19 protein-coding genes are annotated in these 18,927 nt (G+C 67.4%); 7 read left to right on the top strand and 12 right to left on the bottom strand.

Features of this window, described 5'->3' with window-relative positions:
• Window positions 1-2 precede the first annotated feature (2 nt).
• The 4 genes from rplX to glpK all read right to left on the bottom strand — a co-directional run bounded on the left by rplX (window position 3) and on the right by glpK (window position 4,085).
• Window positions 3-323 carry a 50S ribosomal protein L24 gene (gene rplX, locus AC23D4_RS17395; RefSeq protein WP_472886838.1) on the bottom strand — a complete coding sequence of 107 codons (321 nt, stop codon included), beginning with the start codon at window positions 321-323 and terminating at the stop codon, window positions 3-5.
• 9 nt (window positions 324-332) lie between these two features.
• Window positions 333-701, bottom strand: coding sequence for a 50S ribosomal protein L14 (rplN, locus tag AC23D4_RS17390; protein ID WP_056268999.1), 369 nt, complete (start codon window positions 699-701; stop codon window positions 333-335).
• 171 nt (window positions 702-872) lie between these two features.
• Window positions 873-2,531: a glycerol-3-phosphate dehydrogenase/oxidase gene (locus AC23D4_RS17385; protein ID WP_472886837.1), complete on the bottom strand. Its 1,659-nt coding sequence runs from the start codon at window positions 2,529-2,531 to the stop codon at window positions 873-875.
• Window positions 2,532-2,558: 27 nt separating this feature from the next.
• Entirely contained in the window at window positions 2,559-4,085 is a 1,527-nt protein-coding gene (glpK, locus tag AC23D4_RS17380; RefSeq protein ID WP_472886836.1) for a glycerol kinase GlpK, read from the bottom strand.
• Window positions 4,086-4,155: 70 nt separating this feature from the next.
• Between glpK and proC the strand changes: the two genes are divergently transcribed.
• Window positions 4,156-4,983, top strand: a complete 828-nt coding sequence (gene proC / locus AC23D4_RS17375; protein ID WP_472886835.1) for a pyrroline-5-carboxylate reductase — start codon at window positions 4,156-4,158, stop codon at window positions 4,981-4,983.
• Here the strand turns inward: proC and AC23D4_RS17370 are convergent, their stop codons facing one another.
• From AC23D4_RS17370 to AC23D4_RS17360, 3 genes are all read right to left on the bottom strand, one after another.
• Window positions 4,984-5,904, bottom strand: a complete 921-nt coding sequence (locus AC23D4_RS17370) for a 4-hydroxybenzoate octaprenyltransferase (protein ID WP_472886834.1) — start codon at window positions 5,902-5,904, stop codon at window positions 4,984-4,986. It abuts the gene before it with no gap.
• A 116-nt stretch (window positions 5,905-6,020) separates the two neighbouring features.
• A complete protein-coding gene (locus tag AC23D4_RS17365) occupies window positions 6,021-6,980 on the bottom strand; it encodes a hydrogen peroxide-inducible genes activator (RefSeq protein ID WP_472886833.1) in 960 nt (319 codons plus the stop codon).
• Between the two features lie 151 nt (window positions 6,981-7,131).
• Window positions 7,132-9,378 carry an ATP-dependent DNA helicase RecG gene (locus tag AC23D4_RS17360; protein ID WP_472886832.1) on the bottom strand — a complete coding sequence of 749 codons (2,247 nt, stop codon included), beginning with the start codon at window positions 9,376-9,378 and terminating at the stop codon, window positions 7,132-7,134.
• Window positions 9,379-9,445: 67 nt separating this feature from the next.
• Between AC23D4_RS17360 and queA the strand changes: the two genes are divergently transcribed.
• Window positions 9,446-10,561, top strand: a complete 1,116-nt coding sequence (queA, locus tag AC23D4_RS17355; RefSeq protein WP_472886831.1) for a tRNA preQ1(34) S-adenosylmethionine ribosyltransferase-isomerase QueA — start codon at window positions 9,446-9,448, stop codon at window positions 10,559-10,561.
• On the opposite strand, the gene AC23D4_RS17350 is transcribed toward queA, so the two are convergent.
• Genes AC23D4_RS17350 through AC23D4_RS17340 form a run of 3 tightly spaced genes read right to left on the bottom strand, consistent with a single transcriptional unit; the run spans window position 10,541 to window position 12,662 of the window.
• Complete coding sequence (locus AC23D4_RS17350) at window positions 10,541-10,858, bottom strand: non-heme iron oxygenase ferredoxin subunit (RefSeq protein WP_472886830.1); 318 nt, start codon at window positions 10,856-10,858, stop codon at window positions 10,541-10,543. The two genes, queA and AC23D4_RS17350, sit on opposite strands and share 21 nt — an antisense overlap.
• Before the next feature lie 14 nt (window positions 10,859-10,872).
• A complete protein-coding gene (locus AC23D4_RS17345) occupies window positions 10,873-11,364 on the bottom strand; it encodes an aromatic-ring-hydroxylating dioxygenase subunit beta (protein ID WP_472886829.1) in 492 nt (163 codons plus the stop codon).
• Complete coding sequence (locus AC23D4_RS17340) at window positions 11,361-12,662, bottom strand: aromatic ring-hydroxylating dioxygenase subunit alpha (RefSeq protein ID WP_472886828.1); 1,302 nt, start codon at window positions 12,660-12,662, stop codon at window positions 11,361-11,363. The genes AC23D4_RS17345 and AC23D4_RS17340 overlap by 4 nt, the downstream gene beginning before the upstream one ends.
• Window positions 12,663-12,773: 111 nt before the next feature.
• On the opposite strand from AC23D4_RS17340, the gene AC23D4_RS17335 reads away from it, so the two are divergent.
• From AC23D4_RS17335 to AC23D4_RS17315, 5 genes are all read left to right on the top strand, one after another.
• Entirely contained in the window at window positions 12,774-13,691 is a 918-nt protein-coding gene (locus AC23D4_RS17335) for a LysR family transcriptional regulator (RefSeq protein ID WP_472886827.1), read from the top strand.
• An 86-nt stretch (window positions 13,692-13,777) separates the two neighbouring features.
• Entirely contained in the window at window positions 13,778-14,008 is a 231-nt protein-coding gene (locus AC23D4_RS17330) for a hypothetical protein (RefSeq protein WP_472886826.1), read from the top strand.
• A gap of 57 nt (window positions 14,009-14,065) precedes the next feature.
• A complete protein-coding gene (locus tag AC23D4_RS17325) occupies window positions 14,066-14,437 on the top strand; it encodes a c-type cytochrome (protein WP_472886825.1) in 372 nt (123 codons plus the stop codon).
• A gap of 150 nt (window positions 14,438-14,587) precedes the next feature.
• Window positions 14,588-15,754 (top strand): tRNA guanosine(34) transglycosylase Tgt, encoded by a 1,167-nt coding sequence (tgt, locus tag AC23D4_RS17320; protein WP_472886824.1) that lies wholly within the window; start codon window positions 14,588-14,590, stop codon window positions 15,752-15,754.
• Between the two features lie 48 nt (window positions 15,755-15,802).
• Entirely contained in the window at window positions 15,803-16,987 is a 1,185-nt protein-coding gene (locus AC23D4_RS17315; RefSeq protein WP_472886823.1) for an MFS transporter, read from the top strand.
• A 3-nt stretch (window positions 16,988-16,990) separates the two neighbouring features.
• On the opposite strand, the gene AC23D4_RS17310 is transcribed toward AC23D4_RS17315, so the two are convergent.
• Window positions 16,991-18,067 carry a serine endopeptidase gene (locus AC23D4_RS17310; protein ID WP_472886822.1) on the bottom strand — a complete coding sequence of 359 codons (1,077 nt, stop codon included), beginning with the start codon at window positions 18,065-18,067 and terminating at the stop codon, window positions 16,991-16,993.
• A 46-nt stretch (window positions 18,068-18,113) separates the two neighbouring features.
• Entirely contained in the window at window positions 18,114-18,920 is an 807-nt protein-coding gene (locus tag AC23D4_RS17305; protein ID WP_472886821.1) for a DUF2145 domain-containing protein, read from the bottom strand.
• Window positions 18,921-18,927 lie beyond the last annotated feature (7 nt).

Here is an 18,927-nt window from a genome sequence, read left to right as displayed (position 1 = left end):
GTTCAGGCCACCTTGATTTCTTCGCCACTGGACTTGAAGACGCGCATTTTCTTGCCGTCAGCCAGGAGCTTGATGCCCACACGATCAGCCTTGCCCGTCGCGCCATTGAAGATGGCCACATTGGACTGGTGGATCGGCATGGTCTTTTCGATGATGCCGCCGGTGATGCCCTTCATGGGATTCGGCTTGGCATGCTTCTTGACAATGTTGACGCCTTCGACGACCAGCTTGCTGTCATCGGCGCGCAGCACGACCTTGCCGCGCTTGCCCTTGTCGCGGCCAGCAATCACGATGACTTCATCGCCACTACGGATTTTGTTCATGGTGATTCCTCAGAGAACCTCGGGCGCCAGCGACACAATCTTCATGAACTTCTCGGTGCGCAGCTCGCGCGTCACCGGTCCGAAGATGCGGGTGCCGATAGGCTCCAGCTTGGCATTGAGCAACACTGCTGCGTTGCCGTCGAATTTGATCAAGGCACCGTCCTGACGACGGATGCCCTTGGCGGTGCGAACCACCACAGCGTTGTAAACCTCGCCTTTTTTGACGCGGCCACGGGGCGCTGCTTCTTTGATGGTGACTTTGATGACATCGCCCACACTGGCGTAACGGCGCTTGGAACCGCCGAGCACCTTGATGCACATCACGGACTTGGCGCCCGTGTTGTCAGCAACATCGAGTCGAGATTGCGTTTGGATCATTTGATTTAAGTCCCAACTTGAATCCCCCCAGCCACCACGGCCGGGAGTGATCAGTCTTGGGCCCGTCGTTGCCAGCCGTATCAACCCTGCAGGCTTGCTGCAGACTGGACACAACCCGCGTCGGTGGGCGGATAACTTCGCTTTTTTACAGCGAAGCCGCAGATTATTGCACTACATCTTTGGAATGTCAACCGGCTTTTGCGCACAAACAGTGGCGCGGGTTGGCAGATAGTGGTCACACAGCGACAGAAAGCGGCCGAGCGCCGGGTCTGTGGCCTGTTCCTGGGCCAGGATGTCAGCGACCTCAGGCGCCATGCCCGCCGCGGCCTTGGCATCCAGAAACAAGGCCCGCCAGCGTCTGGCCAGCACATCTTCAACGGTGTGGGCGTGTTCCTGTCGTGCGGCGTAGCGCACCATGGCCTCGGTCAGCCCCAAGCCCAGGGTGCGGCCGTGTCCCGGGCAGTCCAGAACCCGCTGTTTCTCCGTTCCATACAGATGCAGACCCGGCGGGGCGTAGATCGGCGTGGCCGGCGCTGCAGCCGTGGGGGCGCCCAGCAGCGTGTGGCGTTCGCTCTGGCCACCGGGACGCCGGGGCAGCAGTCCGCTGGAAAAGCAGCGCTCCAGCACATCTTCGGCCATCGCCCGGTAAGTGGTCCATTTGCCGCCCGTGACGGTCACCAGGCCATTGGCGTCCACCACGACGGTGTGCTCGCGCGACAGGCCCTTGGTGCCCCTTTCGTTGGTTTCCGGTGGCCCCACCAGCGGACGCAAGCCCACCCAGATGCTGCGGATGTCCGCCTGGGTGACCGGGCGGCTCAGCACGTGACCGGCCTCGCTCAGGATGAAATCCAGTTCCTCGGCGAAGGCATCGGGTTCGCGGGGCAGGTCCTGGCGCGGCGTGTCGGTGGTGCCGAGCACGAGCTTGCCCAGCCAGGGCACGGCGAACAGCACCCGGCCATCGCGCGTCCTGGGCACCAGCAGCGCGTGGTCGCCCGGCAGGAAGTCGCGGTCCACCACCACGTGCACGCCCTGGCTCGGGCTGACCATGCGCCTGGGCGCGTCCTGGGCGCTGGCGCCGCTGGAATGGGCGCGCAGTTCGTCGACCCAGACGCCGGTGGCATTGACCACGCACCGGGCCCGCACTGTGTAGCGCTCTTCAGAAAAGCGATCGCTCACATCGATCTCGGAGACCGGGCGGCCGGCGTCGTCCAGACGGCGCACCGCCGTGACCCGGGCGTAGTTCAACACCAGTGCGCCCGCGGCTTCGGCGGTGCGCGCCAGCGCCAGGGCCAGCCGGGCGTCATCGAACTGACCGTCCCAGTACTGCACACCGCCGTGCAACCCCTGGGGATTCACCCCCGGCAGGGCCTCCAGGGTCTGCCGGCGGTTCAGGAAGGCGGTGCGGCCCAGCCCGGCGCGCCCGGCCAACAGGTCGTACAGCTTGAGACCCACGCCGTAGAACGGGGTTTGCCACCAGCCATAGGACGGCATGACAAAGGGCAGCGGCTGTGCCAGGTGGGGCGCGATACGCAGCACGGTGGCGCGCTCGGCCAGCGCCTCACGCACCAGGTGCAACTGACCCTGCGCCAGATAACGCACGCCGCCGTGCAACAGCTTGGTGGAGCGGGACGATGTCCCGCTGGCGAAATCGTGTGACTCGAAGAGCGCCACGCGGTAGCCCCGCAGGCTGGCGTCCAGCGCGACACCGAGGCCGGTGGCGCCGCCGCCGATCACGACCAGGTCGAACAGTTCGTCAGCCGCCAGCCGCGCCCGCATGGCCGTGCGTGGCGGCGAATCAGGCGCGGCGCCCGGGGACAAAGCCTGGTTCATGGCATGAGGCACGAGCGATGACGGCGATCAGCCGGCATCGAGCGCCCAGCCGCGCGTGCGGCTCACCGCCTGCGCCCAGCGGGCCAGCCGGGTCTGGCGCTGATCGTCCGACCAAGTGGGTTCAAACACCCGGTCCACCTGCCAGAGCGCGGCGATTTCTTCGGTGTCGCTCCAGACGCAGCTGGCCAGGCCCGCCAGATAGGCCGCCCCCTGCGCGGTGGTTTCGGTCACCTGTGGCCGCACCACCGGCACGCCCAGCACATCGGCCTGCATCTGCATCAGCAGGTTGTTGGCGCTGGCACCGCCGTCCACGCGCAGCTCGCACATCGGAACCCCGGCATCGTCCGCCATGGCATTGAAGACATCGGCGCTCTGCAGGGCGATGGCTTCCAGTGCCGCGCGGGCGATGTGGGCGCGCGTGGTTCCGCGCGTCATGCCCAGCAGCGCGGCGCGGGCGTGCCCGTCCCAGTGCGGCGCGCCCAGACCGGCAAATGCCGGCACCAGCCAGACGTCGCCGCTGTCGGGCACCAAAGCCGCCAGCGCCTCCACCTCGGCCGCGGTCTCGATGATCTGCAGACCATCGCGCAGCCACTGCACCGTGGCACCGGCCATGAAGACCGAGCCCTCCAGGCAATAGACAGGTGGCTGCCTGCCGAGCGTCCAGCCCACGGTGGAGAGCAGGCGGTGCTGCGAAGCCACCGGCCGCGCGCCGGTGTTCATCAGCATGAAGCAGCCGGTACCGTAGGTGTTCTTGGCCATGCCTTCCCTGTAGCACGCCTGACCGAACGTGGCGGCCTGTTGATCGCCAGCCACGCCGGCAATGGGCAGCGTGACCCCCAGCAGGTCGGCCTCGGTCGTCCCCAGCACACCGCTGCTGGGTCGCACGCCCGGCAGCAGCGACTCGGGAATGTTGAACAGCGCCAGCAGTTCCTCGTCCCAGCCCTGGGTCTGGAGATTGAACAGCAGGGTCCGGCTGGCGTTGCCGGGATCGGTCGTGTGCACCCGGCCTGCGGTCAGGTTCCAGATCAGCCAGCTGTCCACCGTGCCGAAGGCCAGCTCGCCGCGATCCGCCCGTGAACGGGCACCCGGCACGTGGTCCAGCAACCATTCCAGTTTGGTGGCCGAAAAATAGGCATCCAGCACCAGCCCGGTCTTCTGCTGGATCGCGTCGGCGTGCCCCGCTTCGCGCAGCGCATCGCAGCGCGCGGCGGTGCGGCGGTCCTGCCACACGATGGCCGGTGCCAGCGGTTCACCCGTGGTCCGGTCCCACAGAATCGTGGTTTCGCGCTGGTTGGCGATGCCGATGGCCGTCACTTCGCTCGCCGATACCCCTTGTTCCCGCAGCACGGCGCGCGCCACGGCCAATTGCGACTGCCAGATCTCGCGGGCATCGTGCTCGACCCAGCCCGGCCGGGGAAAATGCTGGCCCAAGGGCTGCTGGGCCACGCCGCGCACCTGGCCAGCACGATCGAACAGGATGGCGCGAGAACTGGTCGTTCCCTGATCCAGCGCCAGCAGGTACGGCGCGCGTGAGGCATGGTTGGACAGCGGCATTCTGCGAAGATACCGCACGGGCGTGACACCCCGCCAGCCCGAATTCGTTCAACCCGAGCTTTCACCGCGCATGAGCACCATCACCCACCCCATCGTCACCTTCATCGGCGGCGGCAACATGGCCAGCGCCATCATCGGCGGCCTGGTCCGCCAGGGCCACCCCAGCGCCGCCTTGCAGGTGGTCGAACCCTGGGACGAGCAGCGCGCGAAGCTGGCGCAGCAGTTCCCAGGCATGTCCATCCTGCCTGCCGCGAGCGCCGAGCTCAAGCCTTCCGATCTCGTGGTCTGGGCGGTGAAGCCGCAGACTTTCAAGGACGCCGCGCTGGCCGCAGGCCCTTTCCTCGGCAGTGCCCTGCACCTGAGCGTGGCCGCCGGCATCACCAGCGAGAGCATGGCCGGCTGGCTGCAGACGCAGCGCATCGTGCGCGCCATGCCCAACACCCCCGCCCTGGTCGGCCTGGGCATGACCGGTCTGATGGCGCGCGCCGCCGTCTCGGACGCCGACCGCGCGCTGGTCGAACGCGTGGTGCGCACCACCGGCGAGCTGGTGTGGGTGAACGTGGAAACGGACCTGGACGCGGTGACCGCCCTCTCCGGCTCCGGCCCGGCCTATGTGTTCTATTTCCTCGAAGCCATGCGCGACGCCGGTGCCCGCATGGGCCTCGCGCCCGAGGTGGCGCAGCAGCTCGCCATCGGCACCTTCATCGGCGCGGCCACGCTGGCACAACGTTCCAGCGAACCGCTGCAGACGCTGCGCGAGCGCGTCACGTCCAAAGGCGGCACCACCTACGCGGCGATCACGTCGATGGAGGCGAGCGGTTTGAAAGCCAAGTTCGAGGACGCCTTGCGGGCAGCACAGGCCCGCGCCGCTGAACTGGGTAAAGAATTCGGCGCCTGATCAGACGCCGAACACAACGCCCACGAACACCGTGAACCCCAGCCAGTGGTTGAGGCGGAAGGCCTTGAAGCAGCCGTCGCGGGTGCGGTCCTTGATCAGGTGGAAATGCCAGGCCACCTGGGCCAACGCCACAACCAGCATGGCGCCCCAGACCCAGGGGTTCACCACGGACCACAGCGCAGCGGTCCAGATGCCCAGAAAGACCAGGTAAAACGCGGTGACAGCGGGCACGTCGGCGTCGCCCAGCGTGATGGCCGAGGTCTTCATGCCGATGCGCAGATCGTCGTCGCGGTCCACCATGGCGTATTCCGTGTCGTAGGCCAGCACCCAGAACAGGTTGCCCGCCATCAGCACCCAGGCCTGTGGCGGCACGCTGTGCCAGACACCGTCCCAGAACTCGGGCTGGGTCCACGGCGCCGCGCCACTGAACAGCTCCAGCGCCGGGCCGCCGTTCACCGCCGCAAAGGCCATCGGAATGCCGAAGCTGAAGGCCACGCCCAGCACCGCCTGCGGCATCGACACGTGGCGCTTGGCATAGGGGTAGATCAGCGACAACGCCAAGCCCAGCACCGACCAGGTGATGGTCGCCACGTTGGTCGTGAGCACCAGCAGGAAGGCCACGAAAGCGAGCGCGGCGCCCACGCCCAGCGCTTCTTTCACGCCCACACGCCCGCTGGTCACCGGGCGCTGCGCGGTGCGCTTGACGTGTTTGTCGAACTCGCGGTCGGCCACGTCGTTGACGCAGCAGCCAGCGCTGCGCATGAGGATGGTGCCCAGCACAAAGACCAGCAACAGGTGAAGCCCCGGGAAACCACCCGCCGCCACCCAGAGGGCCGACAGCGAAGGCCAGAGCAGCAGCAACCAGCCCGCGGGACGGTTCCAACGGATCAGATCAAGATAAAGGTTCAGACGATCAGACAAGGTAAGGACTCAGCAGGAACAGGGGCGCACCGGTACCAGCACACGCCGGAGAACCGGCTTCTCCGGGCTGCGGGTGTGGTCCCCTGGGGGACGATGCGGAGCGGCGCAGGGGAACTTCAAGACAACCGTTTGACGCCTGGCAACTCGCAGGCGTACACCGCATTGCGCAACTCGGCGATCGCTTCGTAACGCGTGAAACTGCGCCGCCAGGCCAGCACCACGCGCCGGGTCGGTGCCTCGCCCTCAAACGGCAGGTAGCGCACAAACGACGAGTCGCCGAAGTCCTGGCCCGCGTTGGGCGCGCCGTCCAGCGCCGAGCTCGACACGGACAGGCGCGGCACCAGGGTCACACCCATGCCGGCGGCCACCATGTGCTTGATGGTTTCCAGCGACGAGCCTTCGAAGCTCTTGCGGATGCCCTCGGTGTCACTGGAAAACCGGGCAAATTCGGGACAGACCTCCAGCACGTGGTCACGGAAACAATGGCCCGTGCCCAGCAGCAGCATGGTCTCGCGCTTGAGCTCTTCGGTGGTGACACATTTCTGCTGCGCCAGCGGGTGCCCGACCGGTACCGCAGCCAGAAACGGCTCGTCGTACAGCGGTGCGATGGCGAGGTTGGTGTCCGGGAACGGCTCGGCCAGGATGGCGCAATCGATCTCGCCCAGGCGCAACTGCTCCAGCAGTTTGGTGGTGAAGTTCTCCAGCAGCATCAAGGGCATCTGCGGCGTGCGCTCGATCACCTGGCGCACCAGGTTCGGCAACAGGTAGGGACCGATGGTGTAGATCACCCCCAGTCGCAGCGGGCCGGCCAGCGGGTCCTTGCCACGCTTGGCAATCTCCTTGATCCCGGCGGCCTGCTCCAGCACGGTCTGGGCCTGGCGCACGATCTCTTCACCCAGCGGCGTGACCGCAATTTCGCTCGCATTGCGCTCGAAGATCTTGAGCTCCAGCTCTTCTTCAAGCTTCTTGATCGCCACGGAGAGCGTCGGTTGCGAGACAAAACAGGCCTCGGCCGCCTTGCCGAAATGCCGCTCGCGCGCCACGGCCACGATGTATTTGAGTTCGGTGAGCGTCATGTGGGTATTTTGCTCCCCCCGCGCCGCGGGAAGGATATCCCCCCGCGCCGCCTTCGGCGTCACCCCCCAGGGGGCGATGCGAGTGGCCCGGCAAAGCCGGTTCCACCGCATCCTGGGTGAAGGCACTTCCGCCGGACGCGTGCCGACGGTCTCACGCTTTCAGGTATTCAGCCTTGCTGCCCAGCCAGCGGGCGATGTGCCGTTCGGCGGCGCCGGGATGCCGTTGCAGCATCTGTGCCGCCGCCGTTCTGGCCCAGTCCAGCAGGTGGCCATCGGTGGCCAAGTCGGCAAAACGCAGCATTGCCGCACCCGACTGGCGTGATCCCATGAACTCGCCCGGGCCGCGGATTTCGAGATCTCGGCGGGCAATTTCAAAACCATCGTTGGTCTCGGCCATGGCCTTCAGGCGTTCGCGCGCGGTTTCACCGAGGCGCCCGCCGTCGGGTGGCGTGTAGAGCAGCACGCAGGCCGACGCCGCCGCACCGCGCCCCACACGGCCTCGCAGCTGGTGCAACTGGCTCAGGCCGAAACGTTCGGCGTGTTCAATCACCATCAGCGAGGCATTCGGCACGTCCACACCGACCTCGATCACCGTGGTGGACACCAGCACGCCCATGTGGCCGCTGGTGAAGAGCGACATAACCGCCTTCTTCTCGGCCACGGGCATGCGCGAGTGCAGCAGGCCGACGAGCACAGGAGCACCCCCCTGCGCCGCTGACGCGGCTTCCCCCCTCTCTCGCGCGCCTTCGGCGCTGGGAGGGGGAACGCGCCCTTGGACCGGCAGAGCCGGACCCTCGGGCGCCTTGGACAGGGACACGTCTCGCCGGAAAGGCGCGTGGGAGCTGTTGAGCGCCGCGCTGAGTTCCGCGTGGGTCTCGGTGGCGTTCGACAGGTCCAACGCCTCGCTCTCTTCGATCAATGGGCAAACCCAGTACACCTGCCGCCCCTGCGCCACCTGCGCGCGGATGCGTTCGATCACCTCGTGGCGGCGCTGGTCCGACACGACCTTGGTGACGATGGGCGTGCGGCCGGGCGGTAGCTCGTCGATGGTGGAGACGTCCAGGTCGGCGTAGTAGCTCATCGCCAAGGTCCGGGGAATCGGCGTCGCACTCATCATCAGAAGGTGCGGCTCGCGCGATTGCCCGTCGTCGCCTTCGGTCATCTTCGATCTGAGCGCCAGGCGCTGCGCCACGCCAAACCGGTGCTGCTCGTCGATGATGGCCAGCGCCAGGTTCTGGAACACCACCTGGTCCTGTATCACAGCGTGCGTGCCGACCACCAGCGCAGCTTCGCCGCTGGCGATCAGGGCCAGCATCTCGGTGCGCTGCTTTTTCTTCTGGCTGCCGGTGAGCCAGGCCACGCGTTTGCCCAGCGGCGCGAGCAGCGGCTCCAGCCAGCCGATGAGCTTGGCGAAATGCTGTTCGGCCAGGATTTCGGTGGGCGCCATCAGCGCGCACTGCCAGCCCGAGTCGATGGCGATCGCCGCGGCCAGCGCGGCCACCACCGTCTTGCCCGAACCCACGTCGCCCTGCAGCAGGCGGTGCATGGGCACGGGGCGCGCCAGGTCGCGCGCGATCTCCTCTCCCACGCGGCGCTGCGCACCGGTCAGCGCGAAGGGCAACACGGCGAGCAGTTGCTCGTGCAGCCCACCCGGCGCCGTGCGCAACACCGGCGCACGCAGGGCATCGCGCTCGCGCTTGGCCGTCAGCTGCGAGAGCTGCTGCGCCAGCAACTCCTCGGCCTTCAGTCGCTGCCAGGCCGGGTGGCTGCGGTCTTCGAGCGCGTCGAGCGACACGTCCGGACCCGGGTGGTGCAGGTAGAGCAGCGCGTCGCGCAGGGTCCAGGTGCCGTGCACCACACGCTGCAGGCTGCCCAGCAGTTCGGGCGGGATGGTTTCGGACAGGTCGGCGCGCGCCAGCCCGCTGGCCACCACCTTGCGCAGGTAGGCCTGGGGCAACTGGGCGCTGGTGGGGTAGACCGGGGTGAGCGCATCGGGCAGCTCGCCGCCGGCCGCGTGAAAGGCCGGGTGCATCATGGTGCGGCCCATGAAGCCACCGCGGATTTCACCGCGCACCCGCACGCGAGCGCCCACGGCCAGCGCCTTCTGGTGCGAGGGGTAGAAGCTGAAGAAACGCAGGGTGCAGGTGTCGGAACCGTCGTCCAGCGTCACCAGCAGCTGGCGGCGCGGGCGCATGGTGATCTCCTGGTGCGTCACCGTGCCTTCGACCTGCACGGTCTGGCCGTCGCGCGCATCGGTCAGACGCACCACGCGGGTTTCGTCTTCGTAACGCAGCGGCAGGTGCAGCGCCAGGTCGATGTCGCGCGTGAGCCCCAGTTTGTGTAGGGCTTTCTGCGGGGCAGAGAGCGCCTGGGCGGGCGTGGGCTGGGCGTCGGGCATGGGACAATTCTGCCTGTAGTTTTATCCATCCCCACTTGGAACGGGCCTTGTCCGGCCCTCAAGCAGCATGAATCCTTCCTCGCCTCCAGCCGTCCGCGCCTTCACCGTCGCCGATTTCGATTTCGGCCTGCCCGACGAACTCATCGCGCAGCACCCTGCCACCGAACGCAGCGCCTCGCGCCTGCTCGACGGCACGGGAGCCCAGCCGGTGGACCGCATCTTCCGCGAGCTGCCGAGCCAGTTGCGCAGCGGCGACTTGCTGGTGTTCAACGACACGCAGGTGGTCAAGGCCCGGCTGTTCGGCGAGAAGGCCAGCGGCGGCAAGTTCGAGATCCTGATCGAACGCGTGCTGCTGCCGCACGAAGCCAGCGACGGCTCGGGGCAGGAGGTCGTGGCCCACATCCGCGTGAGCAAGAAGCCGCAACCCGGCGGTCTGCTGCACCTGGCCGGCGGGCTGAAGAACGGTGGCTTCGACGCGGTGTTTCTCGGTCGATGGCCCGATCAACAGGGACAACTCTTTCGCCTGCGTCTGCAAGGCCCGGCGGGCGAAACGCCCTACGAGCTGATGGCGCGCCACGGCCACGTGCCGCTGCCGCCCTACATCACGCACGCCGACGACGCCGACGACGAGCGCCGCTACCAGACCGTGTTCGCGCGCGTGCCGGGTGCCGTCGCCGCGCCCACGGCCGCGCTGCACTTTGACGAAGGCGTGTTGGCCGCGCTGGATGCGCGCGGCGTTCAGCGTGCGAATGTGACGCTGCACGTGGGCGCGGGCACCTTCGCGCCCATGAAGACTGAGCGCATCGAAGAACACGTCATGCACCACGAGCGCTACGCGATCCCGCCCGAGACCGTCCAGGCCATCGCCGACTGCCGCGCGCGTGGCGGGCGCGTGGTGGCGGTGGGCACGACCAGCGTGCGAACGCTGGAAAGCTGGGCGCGCTCCGGCGAAACGAGCGGTGACACCAACATCTTCATCACCCCGGGTTTTGATTTCCAGGTGGTGGACGTGCTGGTGACCAACTTCCACCTGCCCAAGAGCACGCTGATGATGCTGGTCAGCGCCTTTGCGGGCCACGGGCACGTGATGGCGCTCTACCGCCACGCGGTGGCGCAGGGCTACCGCTTCTTCAGCTATGGCGACGCGATGCTGCTGGAGCGGTCAAGCAGCGGACAGATCTAAGAACACACGCCCACCTTCCACCTTCACCGGCCAGACCTTGATGGCCTCGGTGCAGGGCGCCAACGTGGCGTCACCCGTGCGCAGATCGAAACGCCCCTGGTGGATCGGGCACTCGATCTCGTGGCCTTCCACATAACCGTCGCAAAGGATGCCGTTGCCGTGGGTGCAGAGGTTGTCGGTCGCGAACACCTCGCCGTCCACCGCAAACAGCGCGATGTCGCGCCCGCCCGGCGCCACCGGAATGCCCGCGCCTTCAAACAAATCGGCCTCGGCGGCCACGTCGGTCCAGTTGCTCATGAATGCCGTCCTGTTCAGATGGGGTAGATGATGGAGTTGGGGATCATTTCGCTGTCGTAGATACACAGTCGCTGGGCGAACTTGAAGCCCTGCGGCGTGTTGACGACGATGTCCAGGTAGCGCCCCACGTTGAACACGCTGCTCACGCCGTCGAGCTTGGTGCGGAACACCGCGTAGTTGGCCTCGCAGTGCCAGCGGCCTTGCGCATCCACCTCGCGCACCACCGGCGCGCCGACCACGTGGCGCTGGTAGTACGGGTCGTGGAACAGCGTCTCCTGGATGCCGTACACCCGGTCGCGCAGCATGGCCTGGCTGTCGAAGGCCAGGGTGGACAAGGGAAAGCCCCGCTCGTGGTTCTCGCGTGGTTGCAGCTTGTAGACACCGTCCGCGGTGAAGAACTCGGGCCACAGTTCCCACTGGCCGCTGTCCACGGCCGAGGCGTAGTCGCTGTAGAGCTGCTGCAGCGCCTGCCAGTTGTCGAAATCCACTTTGACGAGCGCGCTCATGGTTTGACCTCCGGGGCTTCCATGACTTTCCGCCAGTACTCGTACATCCCGCGGATCAGCGTCTCGGTCACCATGTGGTCGGTCTCGCCCACCTCGCGCCCGCCCAGTTCGGCCAGCGTGCGGTGCTGCGGCTTGCTCTCGAAGGCCTGCTGCGAGAACTCGATCACCTCTCCGTCGTCAGCACTCACAAAGCCGGCCGGTCCGAACAGGTTGGCCTGGCGCAGGCGGCGTTCGGTCATCTCGGCCGTGTCGTCCTCGAAACCGAAGTGCGTCCAAACGAAATCGAAGGCACCGTGCCCGTCGGGCTGGATGTGGCGCGTGCTCACGCTGTTGACCTGCTGCTGGAAGATGACACTCGGGAACAAGGTCGTCATGACGGCTGTGGGCATCTGTTCACCCAGTTGCCACCAAGGCTCGGGCACGATGTCGAGGAAGCGCTTGTCCTCCAATTCCATCGCCGCCTTGAAGCTCGAAACCTGCGTCACCTGCGCCGCCTGGCCGCTGGCCTGGCCCATGCTGCCGCGGGTGGACACCATGGCCGCGTGGCGGTGGTGCGCATCCATGCGCAGCTCGCTCTTGTTGTCGGCGCGCCAAAGCCCGAAGGTGACGAACCAGGTGTGCAGCAGGCCGGGGTGGTACGGGTCCTTGATGTTCTCCTGCATCAGCTTCCAGTTGCCCGGAATGCGCTGGCGGTTGTAGCCCAGGATCGTGAGCTTTCGGCCGTTGAACAGGCGGTCGAAGTACTTCAGGATGGTTGGCCCCATGTAGTCTTCCAGCGACTCGACCTCGTGATCGAACGACGCGAACACCACACCGCCGCGCACCGCCACTTTCAGTTTGGTCAGTGCGTGCTCCTTGGGGTTGAAGTCGGCCGGCATGCCGCCGTTGACCTTGCCGTCCTGCCGCACGCCGCGGCGGAAGGGCACGCCCTGCAGGTCGCCGTTGGGCGCGTAGCTCCACTGGTGATACGGGCAGACGAACTCGGTCTGGTTGCCGTGGCGCTTGCGGCAGAAACGCATGCCGCGGTGCGCGCAGACGTTCTCCACCACATGGATCGCGCCGTCGGCGGCGCGGGTCATGATGACCGAGCGTTCGCCGACCACGCTGCGCTTGAAGTCGCCGGCGTTGGGGACCTCCGCCTCCAGGCCGACGTAACACCAGTGGCCCTTGTAGAAGAAGCGCTCCAGTTCGCGCTGGTGGCGCTGCTGATCGGTGTAGACGGCGAAGGGGATGCGGCTGGTGCCGCCCAGCTCCCAGTGCAGGGCATCCGGGCTGGCGATGGGGGCCTCGGTGGTCATGGCTTGTCTCCGGTTTTTTGTCGAATTCACCCGCATGATCGCCAATCGCTCCCTATCCAGCAATCGAAACGGCGTGATAGCCTGTATTCACCATCGAAATAATGATCGCCCATGAACCTGCACGAGATCGACCTCAACCTGCTGGTGGTGTTTCACCGGCTGCTGCGCGAGCGCCGCGTCTCGCGCGTGGCCGAAGCGCTGGGCCTGAGCCAGCCCGCGGTGAGCAACGCCTTGCGCCGCCTGCGTGGCCTGCTGGGCGACGAGCTGTTTCTGCGCACGCCGGGCGGCATGGAACCCACGCCGTACGCCCTGCAGCTGGCCGGCCCGGTGGCGCAGGCGCTGGACACGCTGCGCGAAGCCCTGAACGTGCGCGCCTCGTTCGAGGCAGCCACCAGCGAGCGCTGCTTCACGCTGGCGATGTCCGACGTCGGTGAAACCTATTTCCTGCCGGTGCTGGTGGACGCGCTGGCGCAAGCGGCGCCACGCGTCACCCTGCAGTGCGTTCCCGTGGCCGACGCCTCGCTGCGCGACGACATGGCCAGTGGGCGGGTCGATCTGGCGCTGGGCCTGCTGCCGCAGCTGCAGGCCGGCTTTTTCCAGCAGACGCTGTTTCGCCAGCACTACGTGGCCCTCATGCGCGCCGGTCATCCACTGGCCGCGCGGGCGCAGATCACCGCCGCGCAGTACCGCCAGGCCAGCCACGTGCGTGTGGTCTCGACCGGCACCGGCCACGGCCTGGTGGACGCTGCGCTGGAGCGGCTGGGCGTGACGCGCACGGTGCGGTTGACGGTGCCGCACTACGTGGCGCTGGGCCATGTGCTGGGCGGCAGCGATCTGATCGCGACCGTGCCCGAGCGTTTTGCCGATCGCGTGACCGCGCCCTTTGGCCTCGTCGCCCGCCCGCTCACCCTCAAGCTGCCCGCCAGCCACATCGCCCAGCTCTGGCACGCCCACCTGCACCGCGACCCCGGCCACCAGTGGCTGCGTGCACTGGTCGTGATGCACTTTGGCACACCGGAAAGCGCTTGATTCCGGCGGCAGGCGGCATGCAGGGCACCCCACCCAGGCTGCCGTCACAATCATGGGCTTCGAAAAATATTGCTGCAGGTGGTCTCGTGATTGAAATGCTGGTGCGTCTGGGTGTGGCCCTTTTCCTGTCACTCGTTCTGGCGGTGCTGCTGGCCTGGGGCTGGGACAGCTCCGACGACCACCCCACCCCGCTCTCGCAGCCCGCGCAATGCCAACACCCGTGTGACGCCCCTGAGACGACCCGTTCGTCGCCAGAATCGGCGTTCGTGTCTCGATTTGAGACGCACGCCAACCGCATTGACAAAGATCAAGTTTGAGGTATTTCGGCCTGCTAGCCTGCGTGCATTCCCTTCACGCACCCGGAGAAACGGCCCATGAAACGCCTTCTGCTCACCCTCACCACCACCCTGCTGCTTGCCCCCGTCTGGGCTGCTGCAGGCGACGACGCGGCGGCCCTGAAGCTCGCCACCAACAGCGGCTGCATGGCCTGCCACCACATCGAGCCGGGCGCCAAAGGCCCGGGTGGCCTGCCGCCCATCGGACCTGCCTGGCGCGACGTGGCCGCCAAATACAAGGGCCAGAGCGACGCGCACAAACAGCTGACCACCACCGTGCTCGCCGGCTCCAGCCCGTACGAAAGCCACTGGAAAGACAAGGTCAGCGGTCTGGCGATGCCGCCCAACAAGGTCGCCATCTCTGAAGCCGACGCCGGCAAACTCGTCGCCTGGATCCTCGGGTTGAAGTAACCCCCCCTGCGCCGCTCCGCGGCTTCCCCCCGAAAGGGGGACCCCGCTGGTGGCCCGGCAAAGCCGGTTCCACGGCGTGTGCTGGTTCGGGCACGGGCTCGCGCCCGGTGCCGGGCTTGAGCGTTGCTGCACTCGGCGACAATTCGCCCCATGCTCCAGTTCGAACTGCTCAAGACCGAAGGCCACGCGCGCCGTGGCCGCCTCACCCTCAACCACGGCGTGGTTGAAACCCCCATCTTCATGCCTGTCGGCACCTACGGCACGGTCAAGGGCGTCATGCCCGCCAGCCTCGAAGACATGGGCGCCCAGATCATCCTGGGCAACACCTTCCACCTCTGGATGCGGCCCGGCCGCGAGGTCATGGCCAGCTTCGGCGGCCTGCACGGCTTCGAGAAATGGAACAAACCCATCCTCACCGACTCGGGCGGTTTCCAGGTCTGGTCGCTCGGCGCCATGCGCAAGATCACCGAAGAAGGCGTGCACTTCGCCTCGCCCGTCAATGGCGACAAGCTGTTCATGTCGCCCGAAGTGAGCATGCAGATCCAGACCGGGCTGAACAGCGACATCGTGATGCAGCTCGACGAGTGCACGCCCTACGAGACCAACGGCCATCTCACCACCGAGGCCGAAGCGCGCAAGAGCATGGAGATGAGCCGGCGCTGGGCCGTGCGCTCCAAGGACGAGTTCGAGCGGCTCGAAAACCCCAACGCGCTGTTCGGCATCGTGCAGGGCGGCATGTTCGAGCAATTGCGCCAGGAATCGCTGGAAGCGCTGGTGGAAATGGACTTCCCTGGCTACGCCATCGGCGGCGTGAGCGTGGGCGAGCCCAAGGAACAGATGCTGCAGATCATGGCCCACACGCCGCACCGCCTGCCGGCCCACAAGCCGCGTTACCTCATGGGCGTCGGTACACCGGAGGACCTGGTGCAGGGCGTGGCCGACGGTGTGGACATGTTCGACTGCGTCATGCCCACGCGCAACGCGCGCAACGGCACGCTGTTCACCCGCTTCGGCGACCTGAAGATCCGCAACGCGCGCCACAAGACCGACCACCAGCCGCTGGACACCACCTGCACCTGCTACGCCTGCGCGGGCAAGGCCGGCGTGAGCTGGGACGATGGCGGGCGCGACGGTTTCAGCCGCGCCTACCTGCACCACCTGGACCGCTGCGGCGAGATGCTCAGCCCCATGCTGGCCACCATCCACAACCTGCACTACTACCTGAACCTCATGCGCGAGGTGCGCGAAGCGCTGGACGCGGGGCGCTTCGAAGCGTTTCGCGCGCAGTTCAGGGCCGATCGGGCGCGCGGGGTCTGACGCCTGCGCGGCAGATGCTTCCCGCAGTGCGCGTTTAAGCTGCGCGCCATGACGCAGCCCCATGTCCCCCGCCACATCCTGCCCGTGCTGGTGACGGCGCAGTTCGCCGGCACCTCGCTCTGGTTCGCGGTCAACGCGGTCATGCCCGATCTGCAGCGCGAGCTGGACTGGCCGGCCAGCGCCGTGGGGCCGCTCACGTCGTCGCTGCAGTTCGGCTTCATCGTCGGCACCCTGGTCTTTGCCCTGCTCGCGATTGCCGACCGCTTTGCACCCCGGCGCGTGTTCCTGTTCTGCGCGCTCGCGGGTGCGGCCTGCACCGTGGGCGCCTGGGCCATGGTCACGCACTACGAAGCCCTGCTGATCTGGCGCTTTTTCACCGGCGTCTTCCTCGCCGGCATCTACCCCGTGGGCATGAAGATCGCGGCGCAGTGGTACACCAAGGGCCTCGGTGGCGCGCTCGGCCTGCTGATCGGTGCGCTGGTGCTCGGCTCGGCCAGCGCTCACGCGTTGCGGGCCCTGAGCGGCACCCTGCCCTGGCCCACGCTGATGCTTGGTGTGGCCACGCTCGCGGCAGCGGGCGGACTGCTGCTGTTCTTCGGCACCGGCGACCCGCCGCACGCGCATGCACGTGTGACCACGCTGCAGTGGCGCGCGCTCGGTGCGCTGTGGACCGATGGCCGCGTGCGCGCCTCGGTGCTCGGTTACTTCGGTCACATGTGGGAGCTCTACACCGTGTGGGTGATGGTGCCGCTGGTGCTGGCCACCCGGTTGCAGGGTGCCGATCTGTCGTGGGCCGCGTTCTGGGTGCTCGGCGCGGGCGCGATCGGCTGCGCTGGCGGCGGCTGGGTGGCACAGCGCTGGGGCAGCGCGCGCGTGGCTTCGGCGCAGCTCGCCACCAGCGGGCTCTGCTGCCTGGCCACGCCCTTCGTCATCGACGCACCCGCGCCGCTGTTCTACGGCTGGCTCGTGCTCTGGGGCATCACCGTCTCGGGCGACTCGCCACAGTTCTCCACGCTGACCGCGCGCAACGCGCCGCCGCAGGCCGTGGGCAGCGTGCTCACGCTCACCAACAGCATCGGTTTCGGCATCTCCATCGTGAGCATCCTGCTGTTCGTCTCGCTGTCGCAGACGGTGAGCCTGGGCGCGCTGCTGCCCTGGCTGGCGCTCGGCCCGGCACTCGGGCTGTGGGCGATGAAACGGCTGATCCGAGAAGAGCAAGGCACCCCGCGCTGAGCGTCAGGCCGTGGTTGCTTCGGGGCCCCCCGGTTCGGCGACAGGCTCCTTCGCCGACGTCCCGCATGAGAAGCAGTAGCGCGCAAACGCGTTCTTGCGTGTGCTGCAGTGCCCGCAGTGGTCAAACAGGCAGAGACCGCAGTGCGGGCAGAAGTCGGTCTTGCCGTCTTTCATGTCCACCGTGCGCTCGCAGCCCGGGCAGATGTTCTTCGTCATGCGCGCCTGCGCCTGGTCGTAGTCCATCTCGCGCTGGCGCGTCTGGGCCGGCTGCGCTTCGGCCAGTTTCTGCCGTTCCAGGTAGCGCTGTAGCGCCTGGATCGCGTAGCGCCCGCCGATCACCGTGAGCACGATGCCCACGATGTAGCGCACGTAGCCGCCGTAGCTCGGCAGGTAGGGCACCAGCTCCACGAAGAACGCGAACAGCGCGAAGAAGATGAAGCCCCACACGAACGGCCACGACGAGCCCTTGCGGTGTTTCTTGAACAGGTAGCCCGCGAGCACCAGCAGCGGCAGCGTGAGCGCCAGCCGGTAACCGAACACGCGCAGCTCCTGCGCACGCTGCGCCTCCACAAAGGCGCCGCGCGCACCGTTCTGCAGGGTGCGCAGCTCGGCCTGCGCGCGTTCCTGCGCCTGGCGCGCGTCCAGCGCCGCTTGCTGCTGCCGCTCGACCGCCGAGAACGCCGCGCGTTCGGCCTGCCGCAAGCCGTCGAGCTCGCGCGTGCGCACCAGCACCTCGTCGTCCTGTTCCGAGCGCTGCGTCACGCTGCGCGTGGCGAGCCAGTTGTCGAAGGTTTCGCGCGCGGCGCGGTTGTCCGCGCGCGCTGTCTGCAGCTTGAGCTGCGCCTGCTCCAGCTCGGCCTGTGCTTCCTCGGCTGCACGCTCTGCCGTTTTGATGGAGTCCTTGAGCGCGGGCGTGCGCTGCGGGTCCATGAAGTCTTCCAGCGAGCGGGTCTGTTCCACCTGCGGCAGGTCACCCACGATGGTGCTGCCCAGGCCGGTCAGGAACCAGGCAAACAGGAAGGCCACCAGCCAGAGGCCGCGGTGGAACCACTTTTCGGACAGACGCAGGGTCTTGCTCATGTTGTTTCCCTCCAGTGCAAAGTAATCGAAAGCATTGTGACCGCGCTCACAGCGCGATCCCTTGCGGCGCCGAGCCCAGACCGGTGCGTGCCAGCCAGTCCAGCACCGAGTCCACCGTCACGGTTTCGATGCGGTCGGAGAAGCGCTTGGCGTTCGGGTGGTCGTCGAAGCGGATGTGCGCCGAGCTGGCGCTCGCGCCCAGCCGCGTGAGCGCGCCCAGGCGCAGCGTGCTCGGCTGGTAGCCCTTGAAGCCGAGCCAGGCCTGCGCCTGCTGCCGCGTGGTGAGGCCCGGCTCGGCGGCCATGGCCAGCGTCTCCAGCGCCCACTGGTTGGACTGCTGGTAGCGCGTGCCCCAGGCGTAGGCCACCATGTTGTAGTCGCGCTGATGCAGGCGCAGGCTGCGCGCCGGGTCGGTCAACAGCGCGAGCAGTGGCGCCTGCAGCGCGGGCGCCGGCACCGACCACACCGCCTCGTGCCGCCACAGGTCGTCCAGAAAGAACTCGCCCAGGCCCTGGCGGTAGATGGAGCCGGTGGAGGTGCCGCACTGGTTGAGCTTGTGCAGCACGCGCCACGGCCCCTCGGCCGTCTTGTAGGCCCAGCCCAGGTGCGAATAACGCAGCTGGTACTTGCCCAGGTCCTGCCCCGCGCGGCCCAGCACCACCACGCGCGCGCCGCTGCGGGCGAACTCCGCGTCCAGCGCCTGCGCCGTCTGCTGAGCGAGCGCCAGGCCCTGCGTCAGCGTCTGCGGCGTCATGGGCCGCTGCTCGCAAGAGCGGCCAGCGTGCGCGGTGGGCGCCATCAGCAAAAGCGCTGTTACAAACAGCGCGCCCCAAGATCTCAAAGAATTCTTCATCAGATGC

The sequence above is a fragment of the Hydrogenophaga sp. L76 genome (assembly GCF_057654755.1).
Note: the sequence above shows the minus strand (reverse complement) of the source record. Positions and strands in the feature narration are given on the sequence as shown.

Excerpts from the sequence above, each read along its gene's own strand:
- tgt (WP_472886824.1), top strand. The coding sequence starts at position 14,588 with ATGCTCCAGTTCGAACTGCTCAAGACCGAAGGCCACGCGCGCCGTGGC.
- AC23D4_RS17325 (WP_472886825.1), top strand. The coding sequence starts at position 14,066 with ATGAAACGCCTTCTGCTCACCCTCACCACCACCCTGCTGCTTGCCCCC.
- glpK (WP_472886836.1), bottom strand. The coding sequence starts at position 4,085 with ATGCCGCTGTCCAACCATGCCTCACGCGCGCCGTACCTGCTGGCGCTG.
- AC23D4_RS17385 (WP_472886837.1), bottom strand. The coding sequence starts at position 2,531 with ATGAACCAGGCTTTGTCCCCGGGCGCCGCGCCTGATTCGCCGCCACGC.
- AC23D4_RS17345 (WP_472886829.1), bottom strand. The coding sequence starts at position 11,364 with ATGAGCGCGCTCGTCAAAGTGGATTTCGACAACTGGCAGGCGCTGCAG.
- rplX (WP_472886838.1), bottom strand. The coding sequence starts at position 323 with ATGAACAAAATCCGTAGTGGCGATGAAGTCATCGTGATTGCTGGCCGC.
- AC23D4_RS17340 (WP_472886828.1), bottom strand. The coding sequence starts at position 12,662 with ATGACCACCGAGGCCCCCATCGCCAGCCCGGATGCCCTGCACTGGGAG.
- AC23D4_RS17350 (WP_472886830.1), bottom strand. The coding sequence starts at position 10,858 with ATGAGCAACTGGACCGACGTGGCCGCCGAGGCCGATTTGTTTGAAGGC.
- AC23D4_RS17335 (WP_472886827.1), top strand. The coding sequence starts at position 12,774 with ATGAACCTGCACGAGATCGACCTCAACCTGCTGGTGGTGTTTCACCGG.
- AC23D4_RS17315 (WP_472886823.1), top strand. The coding sequence starts at position 15,803 with ATGACGCAGCCCCATGTCCCCCGCCACATCCTGCCCGTGCTGGTGACG.
- AC23D4_RS17365 (WP_472886833.1), bottom strand. The coding sequence starts at position 6,980 with ATGACGCTCACCGAACTCAAATACATCGTGGCCGTGGCGCGCGAGCGG.
- AC23D4_RS17305 (WP_472886821.1), bottom strand. The coding sequence starts at position 18,920 with ATGAAGAATTCTTTGAGATCTTGGGGCGCGCTGTTTGTAACAGCGCTT.
- queA (WP_472886831.1), top strand. The coding sequence starts at position 9,446 with ATGAATCCTTCCTCGCCTCCAGCCGTCCGCGCCTTCACCGTCGCCGAT.
- proC (WP_472886835.1), top strand. The coding sequence starts at position 4,156 with ATGAGCACCATCACCCACCCCATCGTCACCTTCATCGGCGGCGGCAAC.
- rplN (WP_056268999.1), bottom strand. The coding sequence starts at position 701 with ATGATCCAAACGCAATCTCGACTCGATGTTGCTGACAACACGGGCGCC.
- AC23D4_RS17360 (WP_472886832.1), bottom strand. The coding sequence starts at position 9,378 with ATGCCCGACGCCCAGCCCACGCCCGCCCAGGCGCTCTCTGCCCCGCAG.
- AC23D4_RS17310 (WP_472886822.1), bottom strand. The coding sequence starts at position 18,067 with ATGAGCAAGACCCTGCGTCTGTCCGAAAAGTGGTTCCACCGCGGCCTC.